The following is an 8,463-nucleotide window of genomic DNA, read 5'->3' as shown; positions in this document are numbered from 1 at the left end:
GCCGGGGACTGGCCAGCGCCGGCACGCCGCCGCGCGGCAGCTCCAGGGTGAACACACTGCCCTCGCCCGGCGTGCTGGAGACGGTCAGCGTGCCTCCCAGCAGGCCGGTGAGGTCGCGCGAGATCGACAGTCCAAGGCCGGTGCCGCCGAAGCGGCGGCTGGTGGTGCCGTCGGCCTGGTGGAAGGCATCGAAGATCTTTTCCTGCTGGTCCTGGGCGATGCCGATGCCGCTGTCCTGTACGCGGAAGGTCAGCATGCCTTCGCTGCCCAGGGCCACCGACAGGCTGACCGCGCCGCTGTCGGTGAACTTGACCGCGTTCGACAGCAGGTTCTTGAGGATCTGCTCGATGCGCTGGCGGTCGGTGTGCAGGGTGGCCGGCACATCGGGTGCGATGTTGACCTTGAAGTCGAGATGCTTGTGGCGCGCCAGCGGCTCGAAGGTGCGCGCCAGGCCCTCGACCACGCGCCGCACCGGCACGTCTTCCGGCACCAGGTCGAGCTTGCCCGCTTCGACCTTGGAGATGTCGAGGATGTCGTTGATCAGCTGGAGCAGGTCGTTGCCGGCCGAGTAGATCGTGTGGGCGAACCGCACCTGCTCGTCGGTCAGGTTGCCGCTGGTGTTATCGGCCAGCAGCTTGGCCAGGATCAGCGAGCTGTTGAGCGGCGTGCGCAGCTCGTGCGACATATTGGCCAGGAATTCGGATTTGTAGCGGCTGGCGCGTTCGAGCTCCAGGGCGCGCTGCTGGAGCTGCTCCTGGACGCCGGTGAGGGCGGCGTTCTTCATATCCAGCGCCAGGGCCTGCTCGGCCAGCTGGTCGTTGGTGGTGCGCAGCTCGGCCTGCTGGTTTTCCAGCGCGGTCTGCGATTCTTCCAGCGCGCGCGACTGCTCTTCGAGTTCCTCGTTGGCGGTGCGCAGCTCTTCCTGCTGGACCTGCAGTTCCTCGTTCAGGGTCTGGGCTTCTTCGAGCGCGTGCTGCAGGCGCTGGCGGTAGACCACCGCCGCGATCGAGGAACCGACCGCGGGCGCGATCTGCGCCATGAACTCGCGATCGCGCTCGGTGACGTCGCGCAGGAAGGCGATCTCGATCACGCCCTTGACCTTGCCGTGGTTGTGCACCGGGGCGATGATCAGGGCGCGCGGCGGGGTGTCGCCCAGGCTGGAGGCGACCTTGATGTAACCCTCGGGCAGGTCGTGCAACACCATCAGGCGGTTGTCGTCCGCCGCCTTGCTGGCCAGCGATTCGGCCGGCTGGATCACCTTGGCATGGTCGTTGCCGTCATAGGGGAAGCCGAAGGCGCCGATGCGGCGCAGCACGCCCTCGTCGTTACGCACGTACATGGACGCCACGGCGCCGTCGAGGTAGCGGGTGACATAGCCCAGCACCGCTTCGGCCAGCGGCTCGAGGTGGTGGATGCCGGCGCTCCGGGTGGCCAGCTCGGTCTGGCCGGTGCGCAGCCAGGTCTGGTGGCGCAGCTCGGCGTTGTGCTCGGCCTCGTGCTCCAGCACCTCGCGGTAGCTGGTCGACAGGCTCACCAGCTGGCGGCGCCCGAACAGGGCCAGGCCGATGCCGACGGCCACGCTGAACACCAGGAAGGTCGCCACCGACCAGAACACGACACGGCGCGCATTCGCATTGCGCTCCTGGAGCAGGCGCGATTCGACCGCGACGAATTCGCCGTAGTTGCTGCGCACCTCGTCGGTCAGGACCTTGCCGCGGCCGCTGCGCACCGACTCGAGCACGTCGGCGCCGACACGGCGGCGCGCGATCATTTCGCCGGCGTACTGGTTCCACTGCTTCTGGGCGGCCTGTATCCTGCGCAGGCGCTCGGACTGCAGCGGGCTGTCCTTGACCAGATCGGACAGCGACCGCAGGCCGTCCTCGACGCGCTGCGATGCCAGCAGGTAGGGCGACAGGAAGGCCTCGTCGCCAGAGAGCAGGTAGCCGCGCATGCCCGCCTCCATGTCGGAGGACAGCTTGCTGACTTCGTGGGCGTTGCCGATTACCCGTTCCGAATGCTCGACCCAGTTGAGGACATTGATCAGGTAGGCGATCAGGGCAACGAACACGACGGCGCTCAGGACGCTCATTCCCAGAGGCAATGCTACGTTACGGGTGAGAATGCGGCGAAACTCGTTGTTATCGATGGAGGAGCCGGTCATGCGTTTGAGTGTTTGTTAGGAAAAAAATATCCAAAGTGTAACTCAAACAAGATGTTTGGCGCGCACCGGAGGGAGGGGTTCGGACGAACGTGCCGCTCAGCCTTTTGCAGCGGCTGGAATGGGAACTTTCCTAGTAAATGCAAGGCTGTAGGGTCGGCGGGGGAAATGAGTCCTGTGGACTGACTTCCGCCGACCCTACGGCAAATGCTTGCGCAGGTAGGGCGCCGTCCGGCTCGTCTTGTTCCTGGCCACGTCCGCCGGCGGGCCGCAGGCCACCAGCTTGCCGCCCGCGTCACCGGCGCCCGGCCCGATGTCGATCACCCAGTCGCTGCCGGCCACCACGCGCATGGTGTGCTCGACCACGATGACCGTATTGCCCGCATCGACCAGCCGGTTGAGCTGCACCATCAGGCGGTCGGCATCGAGCGGATGCAGGCCGGTGGTCGGCTCGTCCAGTACATACAGGGCGTTGCCGCGCGTGGCCCGTTGCAGTTCGGCCGCCAGCTTGATGCGCTGGGCTTCGCCGCCGGACAGCTCGGTGGCCGGCTGGCCCAGGCGCAGGTAGTCCAGGCCCACCTCGGCCAGCACCTCGAGCGAACGCTCCACCAGGGGCTCGTCCTTGAAGAAGTCGATCGCCTCCCCCACCGTCATCCCCAGCACCTCGGCGATGTTGCGGCCGCGGTAGGTGACTTCCAGGGTCTTGGCGTTGTAGCGCGCGCCTTCGCAGGTGGGGCAAGGCGCGTACACGCTGGGCAGGAACAGCAGCTCGACCATCACGAAGCCCTCGCCCGCGCAGTGCTCGCAGCGGCCCTTGGCGACATTGAAGGAAAAGCGGCCGGCGTCGTAGCGGCGCTTGCGCGCGTCCGGCGTGGCGGCGAACAGCTTGCGCACCTGGTCGAACAGGCCGGTATAGGTGGCCAGGTTGGAGCGCGGGGTGCGTCCGATCGGCTTCTGGTCCACCCGCACCAGGCGCCGCACGCCCTCCATGCCATTGGCGATGCGGCCTTCCAGCGGCAGCTCCTCGTCCTGTTCCAGGCTCGGTTCGCCCGGCGTTTCTTCCTCGTCCACGGGCGCGTGGCCGAGCGCCGCGCTCACCAGCTCCACCAGCACCTGGCTGACCAGGCTGGATTTCCCCGAGCCGGACACGCCGGTCACGCTGGTGAGCACGCCCAGCGGGAAGGCGACATCGACGCCGTGCAGGTTATTGCGTCGCACGCCTTCGAGCTTGAGCCAGCCGCTAGGCGTGCGCGGTGCCCGTTCGGGCAGCGGCGCCTCGTCGAACAGGTAGCGCCGGGTCTGCGACTTCTCCACCTTGCGCAAACCGTCCGGCTCGCCGCTGTACAGGATCTGGCCGCCGCGTTCGCCCGCCATGGGGCCGACGTCCACCAGCCAGTCGGCCTTGCGGATCACATCCAGCGCGTGTTCGACCACGAACAGCGAGTTGCCCGCCGCCTTGAGCTGGGCCAGGGCGTCGAGCAGGGCCTCGGCGTCGGCCGGGTGCAGGCCGGCCGAAGGCTCGTCCAGCACATAGACCACGCCGAACAGGCTGGAGCGCACCTGGGTGGCCAGGCGCAGGCGCTGCAGCTCGCCCGGCGACAGGGTCGGCGTGCTGCGCTCCAGTGCCAGGTAGCCCAGGCCCAGGGCCAGCAGCACTTCCAGGCGCGCATACAGGTCGGCCGCGATGCGGCGCCGCACGACCACCTGCTCGGCATACAGGCCGCCATTGTCCCTGTCCTTGCCTTCCGCATAGGGACGCAGCAGCGCGGCCAGGCGTTCGAGCGGCATGCGCGAGATCTCGGCGATGTCGGCGCCCGCGAAGGTGACCGACAGTGATTCCCTGCGCAGGCGCTTGCCCTCGCACTCCGGGCAGGCGGTGCTGACCATGTAGCGCGCCACCCGTTTCTTCATCGACGCGCTCTCGGTATTGGCGAAGGTCTGCAGCACGTAGCGGCGCACGCCGGTGAAGGTGCCCTGGTAGCTGGGCGTTTCCTTGCGCCGCAGGGCGGCACGCGTCTCCTTCGGCGTGAAGCCGGCGTACACCGGCACGGTCGGGCTCTCCTCGGTGTACAGGATCCAGTCGCGGTCCTTGCGCGGCAGCTCGCGCCAGGGTGTGTCGACGTCGTAGCCCAGGGTCACCAGGATGTCGCGCAGGTTCTGGCCATGCCAGGCCGGCGGCCAGGCGGCCACCGCGCGCTCGCGGATGGTGAGGCTGTCGTCCGGCACCATCGACTGCTCGGTCACGTCGTAGATGCGGCCCAGGCCCGAGCAGCGCGGGCAGGCGCCCTGCGGGGTGTTGGGCGAGAAGGATTCCGCGTAGAGCAGCTCCTGCCCCGGCGGATAGTCGCCGGCGCGCGAGTACAGCATGCGCAGGGAATTCGACAAGGTGCTGACGCTGCCCACCGAGGAGCGTGCGGTCGGCGTGCCGCGCTGCTGCTGCAGGGCAACGGCGGGCGGCAGGCCTTCGATCTCGTCCACCTCCGGCACCGGCATCTGGTGGAACAGGCGGCGCGCATAGGGCGAGACCGATTCCAGGTAGCGCCGCTGGGCTTCCGCATACAGGGTGCCGAAAGCGAGCGACGACTTGCCGGACCCGGACACGCCGGTGAACACCACCAGCGCGCCGCGCGGGATATCGAGGCTGACGTTCTTCAGGTTGTGCTCGCGCGCGCCGCGCACGCGCACGTAACCCTCGGGGGTGGGATCCTGCCGAGCATGGTCTTGTTTCTTGTTGGGCATATGCCCTCCAGCATCATCGACGATGCCGTATTAGAGCGCGGCCCGGCCCCTGCGTCGGTGCGATTCCCAACAGTGGCCCTAGGCCAAGCTGAATGCCTCCAGCCGGGTGCACAGCGCGTCGAGGCCGGTGGGCGCGGCGAAGCGCGCGCTGGCGTCGCGGCAATGCTGCCTCATGGCTGCGTTGCCGACGACTTGCCGCAAGGCCAGCGCCATGCGCGCCGGCGTCACGCGCGCCGCATGCAGGCTGGCGCCCGCGCCCAGGGCCACTACGCGGGCCGCGTTGTCGAACTGGTCGTGGGCCAGGGGCACCACCAGCTGGGGCGCGCCGGCACGCAAGGCCTCGGCCGTGGTGCCGATGCCGCCATGGTGGGCCAGCGCGGCCACATGGGGGAGCAAGGCCTGGAGCGGGACGTAGTCCTGCCACAGGATATCGTCGGGCAAGGTGGCGGGAAGCTGGTCGCGGTGCGGGGTCAGGAACAGCCCGCGCAGTCCGAGTTCACGCAGCGCCTGCGCGGCGGCGGCGAAATAGCGGCCGGCCTGGCGGTTGCCGGTGCCGGGTGTGAAGGCCACGGGCGGCGGTCCGGCGGCCAGGAAGGTTTGCAGCGACAGGCTCAGGGCCGCATCCGGCGCCGGGTCGTAGAGCGGGAAACCGGTGCGGAACAAGGGCTGGGGCCAGTCCGGCTGGGTCGGGGCGAACCATTCCGGGAACAGGGTGACGGACAGGTCGGGGATGCCGGTGATGTGCTCGATAAGGCTGCCCACGGGCGGCCGTCCGCGCCTGCCCCGGGCCACGTTCACGTCCGGCAGCGCGATGGGATCGAGCAGGCGTGCGGCCAGCGTGCGCCACAGCCAGCGGCGGGCGCCATGCGGCACCCAGTGCGGCACGCGCCAGGGGCCCAGCATCAGCGGATCATGGACGGTGGACAGGTTCGAGGGCGCCAGGTAGGCGGCGGCGATCTTCAGGCCGGGGTGGGCGGCGCGGCACAGGTCGGCCTCGGGCAAGGCCAGCGGGTGGGCCAGCAGCAGGCGCGCGTCGCCCGGCGGCAGCGCGTCCATGAAGGCGGGCAGCTCGGCCATGGCGGGCCGGGTCGCCTGCCAGACGACGGCGAAGCCGCGCGTCGGGTGCCACAGGTCGGGATGATCGAGTACCGCCGGGTCGGCAGGCAGACCGTGGAAAGGCAAGCCGGCCTGGGTCACGTAGGGTTCGTGCTGAATGGGACCGAGGAAGTCGACCTGGTGCCCGCGCGCGTGCAGGGCCGTGCCCATCCAGAGGAAGGGGAACAGGTCGCCGGCTGAGCCGATGGTGACGATGACGACGTGCATGGGCGGCTAGAACCCTGCAGCCTGGCTCGGAGTCACCAGCAGCAAGACCGTCACCCCGGCGAAGGCCGGGGTCCAAGTTCGTTGCGCTGCCGGTCCGCGTGCAAACCTGGGTTCCGGCCTGCGCCGGAACGACGGGTCGCGGACTCCGGGCTGATGCGCACGATTAGTCACTCCTCCTCCGGACGATCCTAACCAAAGGTCAGCCGCCCCTCGATCGAATCGTCGAGGGTCACGCCCACCACCGCCCCCACGGCCACCTTGGCCCCGGCCACCGCGTCGCCATGCTTGTTATCCCAGTAGTAGCCGCTGCGCGGCGTCACCTTGATGACCGTGATGCGCGGGTCGTCCTCGCCCCCGGTGAACCAGGTGCGCAGCATGAAGTTCCACAGGCGCTTGATCTGGGCCTTGTCCTGCGAGACCTCGGCCTGGCCGTCGAGCTCGAGGAAGCCGGAATGTTTACTCACCTGGAAGTAGAGCTTCACGTTCGGGTCGATCACCAGCTCCTGGTTCTTGTGGCTGTCGATGCTGCTGAGGAACCACAGGGCGCCGTTGTCGTCCGTCTCGCGCACGCTCATCGGGCGCACGCCCCGGCTCGGCCCCAGGCTGGCGCTGGTGGCGAAGAAGCAGGTGTCGGCGTCCTTCGTCATCTCCTTGACGCGTTCAATCGCCTCGGCGCCGTTCAGGTCGCGGCGGTTTTGCTCGGGTTGTTGTTGGTTAATGGAATCCATGAATCCTCCGATGGCCTGACGGCCGATGAGAAGACTCTACGCGCGATCGCTGGCGCGGTATGTGGGGGCACGTACAGACCGCTCCGGCGGCTACATCAAAGCCGGGTCGCCTGGTCCAGCCAGCGGGCCACGACGGCCAGTTCCTGCTGGGTGAAACCGGCGCTGAGCTTGGCGTTCAGTTCCGCCAGTGCCCCCGTCGCCAGGCGGCTCGCTTCCCTGCCCTGCCCGCTCAGCCGCAAGCGCGTCAGGCGGGCGTCGTGGGCGTCGCCGACACGCTCGACCAGGCCGGCCGCCTGCATGCGCTTGGACAGGTTAGTTACGGCGGCTGGGGCCACGTCCAGGGCCTGCGCGATCTCGCCGATGGCGGCGTCTTCGCGCGAGGCCAGCAGGAACAGCAGCCCGGCCTGGGCGGCGCTGGCGCCCTCCCAGGCCTCGGGCCGGCCTTCGATCCAGCGCTGCATGGCGCGCTGTGCGCGGTTGACCAGGGCGACGAAACGCGGTTTCTGCTCAGGCATGGGCCGCCTTCTGCGCCTGGGTGCAATGCGCCAGCAGCCAGTCGGCGGTCTCCGCCCACAGGCCCGCCTCGCAGCGGCGGCGGAAGAAGCCCATGTGGCCGATACCCTGCACGCCCGCCTCACGCGGAGCGACCTCGCGCCGCTGGAGGCGCGCCTGCGGCAGCGGCGAGACCAGCATGTCGACCGCCGCCGGGTTGGCCCAGGGGTCGTCCGTGAAGCTCAGCACCTGGAGCGGGATGCGCACCTGGGCCATGCGGCGCGCGGCGTCGACCTCGGGATCGTCGAAGAAGTAGCGCGGACTGGCACACCATCCCGACCATTGCAGCATCACCCCGCGCGGCAGGTCTTCGCCCAGGCCGATGCGCTTGCCCGGCATGTAGCCGAGCACGCGGCACAGCACGGGCGCCAGCACGCTGAGCACGAAGCGCACCCGCTGGCGCTCGAACCAGCCGCGCACGGTATGGGTGGCGCCCGCGTGGGCGGCGACCAGCATGGCGGCGCGCAGCTGGTTGGTGGTGGGCGAGAGCGCCAGCGCATGGCCGCCGACGCTGTGGCCGACGGCGACCAGGGGAAGGTCCGGGAACTGCGCTTGCGCCCAGGCGGTGACGGCGGGGACGTCCGCGTCGATCCAGTCGGCCATGGTGACGTCCATGCCGCGCAGGCTGGCCGGGCGCGAGCGGCCGGTGCCGCGGTAGTCGTAGGTGATCACGTTCAGGCCGCGGCTGGCCAGGTAGTCCGCGAAGGCGGCGTAGTAGCCCTGGGTGACGGCGGTGGCCGGGTGGATCAGGACGGTACCGGTCGCGTTGGGGACGGTGCGGCAGGTGGCGGCCAGGGTCGTGCGGGCGACGGGGATGGCGGGTTCGGTGAGCTGCATGGGGCGCTCCGGGATCGTTAACGTGTTAACTAACTTAGCACGCTGGGTCGTGGCGGGGCAAGGGAGGGATTAGAGGGAGTTGTCGAACCTGGGGGTGTGCGGCGAACTTGGGTCCCCGCCTGCGCG

The 8,463-nt window shown here is 69.2% G+C and carries 6 protein-coding genes; all 6 read right to left on the bottom strand.

The window, feature by feature from the left end:
- Positions 1 to 2,089 (bottom strand): CHASE3 domain-containing protein (locus V7778_RS24730; protein WP_335560255.1); only part of this gene is annotated, 2,089 nt, incomplete at its 3' end.
- Between the two features lie 267 nt (positions 2,090 to 2,356).
- Positions 2,357 to 4,897, bottom strand: a complete 2,541-nt coding sequence (gene uvrA / locus V7778_RS24725; RefSeq protein WP_335560253.1) for an excinuclease ABC subunit UvrA — start codon at positions 4,895 to 4,897, stop codon at positions 2,357 to 2,359.
- A 78-nt stretch (positions 4,898 to 4,975) separates the two neighbouring features.
- On the bottom strand, positions 4,976 to 6,220 hold the full coding sequence (locus V7778_RS24720; RefSeq protein WP_335560251.1) for a glycosyltransferase: 1,245 nt from the start codon (positions 6,218 to 6,220) through the stop codon (positions 4,976 to 4,978).
- A 188-nt stretch (positions 6,221 to 6,408) separates the two neighbouring features.
- Positions 6,409 to 6,948 (bottom strand): pyridoxamine 5'-phosphate oxidase family protein, encoded by a 540-nt coding sequence (locus tag V7778_RS24715; protein ID WP_335560249.1) that lies wholly within the window; start codon positions 6,946 to 6,948, stop codon positions 6,409 to 6,411.
- A gap of 95 nt (positions 6,949 to 7,043) precedes the next feature.
- On the bottom strand, positions 7,044 to 7,463 hold the full coding sequence (locus tag V7778_RS24710) for a MarR family winged helix-turn-helix transcriptional regulator (RefSeq protein ID WP_335560247.1): 420 nt from the start codon (positions 7,461 to 7,463) through the stop codon (positions 7,044 to 7,046).
- Positions 7,456 to 8,337 (bottom strand): alpha/beta hydrolase family protein, encoded by an 882-nt coding sequence (locus V7778_RS24705; protein WP_335560245.1) that lies wholly within the window; start codon positions 8,335 to 8,337, stop codon positions 7,456 to 7,458. Before V7778_RS24705 ends, V7778_RS24710 begins: the two co-directional genes overlap by 8 nt.
- Positions 8,338 to 8,463 lie beyond the last annotated feature (126 nt).

Origin of the sequence: Massilia sp. DD77, assembly GCF_036961685.1 — a bacterium.
GTDB lineage: Bacteria > Pseudomonadota > Gammaproteobacteria > Burkholderiales > Burkholderiaceae_D > Telluria.
The sequence above is the reverse complement of the archived record's forward strand: the minus strand, read 5'-3'. Positions and strand labels throughout refer to the sequence as shown.